Here is a 667-nt window from a genome sequence, read left to right on the forward strand (position 1 = left end):
AGTTGGATCAGGGAATGGCGAGCTGGGACCAGCCGCCTCTCTCGAGGGCACGTTGAGCCGCGGCATGGCTGCGGAAGTACTCACGAGATTCCCGCGAGACGGGACCTTCGGTATCGCGCGTGCCGATGTAGTGGCCGGCGGCGCTGTGCAGGACTTCGAGCGGCAGGAACTTGCCGCAGTAGGTCAAGGCCAATTGACCGAATCGGCCGAAAGAGGCTTGCTGGGACATGGATGGGCTCCTTGGAAAAGCGGGGCCCTGTCCCTCACGGGATGGCAGCTCCCGCACGCGGTTGAAAAAAAAGCATCAGCGTCTTGGGAACGCGCGTCCGCGCAATGGATGCGATGCGGACTGGTGGGTTGCGCGGAGAGAACCCCGCGGCAGCCTGAAACCCTGGCTGCTGGCATGTGCTGACGAATCAGCGAACATGCGAGCAGCTTCGTGAGGGTGCCGCGCCACGTCAGTTGGAAATCGGCATCTGGTCCAGCCCCGATTGATGTGCGCAGGGACAAAGAAAAGCCCCGCAACGAGTGCGGGGCGGTCATGACCGTGCGGTGAGGCTGGATCAGCGGGGCTTGTCGCCCAGGACATGCTGCTTCCAGATGGCGAATGCCTCGTTCGCTGGCAGCTCGGCCAGGATGACGATGGGCTGGTCCTGTCGGCTGCGCA

Annotated in this window: 1 protein-coding gene; it reads right to left on the bottom strand. The window is 63.6% G+C overall.

What is annotated here, in order from left to right; translation table 11 throughout:
• Positions 1–7: 7 nt before the first annotated feature.
• Positions 8–229 (bottom strand): hypothetical protein, encoded by a 222-nt coding sequence (locus APY03_RS17070; protein WP_003120032.1) that lies wholly within the window; start codon positions 227–229, stop codon positions 8–10.
• Positions 230–667: the final 438 nt, after the last annotated feature.

The organism is Variovorax sp. WDL1 (genome assembly GCF_001541225.1).
GTDB lineage: Bacteria > Pseudomonadota > Gammaproteobacteria > Burkholderiales > Burkholderiaceae_C > Variovorax.

What these genes read in the sequence shown, in the direction of transcription:
- APY03_RS17070 (WP_003120032.1), bottom strand. Translation starts at nt 229, where the DNA reads ATGTCCCAGCAAGCCTCTTTCGGCCGATTCGGTCAATTGGCCTTGACC.